The organism is Paeniglutamicibacter sp. MACA_103 (genome assembly GCF_045798555.1).
In the GTDB taxonomy this organism is placed as follows: domain Bacteria; phylum Actinomycetota; class Actinomycetes; order Actinomycetales; family Micrococcaceae; genus Paeniglutamicibacter.
On the sequence record NZ_JBIXLN010000119.1, the window covers coordinates 1 to 470 of the forward strand.

Annotated in this window: 1 protein-coding gene; it reads left to right on the forward strand. The window is 62.6% G+C overall.

The window, feature by feature from the left end; genetic code table 11:
• Positions 1 to 38 precede the first annotated feature (38 nt).
• A partial coding sequence (locus ACIPVK_RS21800; protein ID WP_407614071.1) for a 3-hydroxyacyl-CoA dehydrogenase family protein occupies positions 39 to 470 on the forward strand: 432 nt, incomplete at its 3' end.

Genomic DNA, 470 nt, shown 5'->3' on the forward strand with positions numbered 1-470 from the left:
ACCTAGTTCCACCCCCACGCAGAACAAGGACAACACCTATGCAGATCAACAACATCCTGGTCATTGGATCCGGAGCCATGGGCTCGCAGATCGGCATGCTTGCGGCCCTGGCCGGCTACAAAACCACCATCCAGGACATCGCCGGTGAATCGTTGGCCGCGGCCCGCGAGCAGCTTGTCTCCCGCCTGGACAACTCGGTGGCCAAGGGACGCCTGGACCGTGCCGACGCAGACGAGGCCCTGGCACGGCTGCACTTCACCACCTCCCTTCAAGAAGGCGCCGCCAACGCCGACTTCGTCATCGAGGCCGCCACGGAGAAACTGGAGATCAAGCGGTCCATCTTCGCCGCCCTGGATGCTGCTGCACCTGCCCACGCGATCCTGGCCACCAATTCCTCCACGCTGGGCTCCTCCAAGGTTGCCTCGGCGACCAACCGACCAAAACAGGTCTGCAACATGCACTTCTTCAAC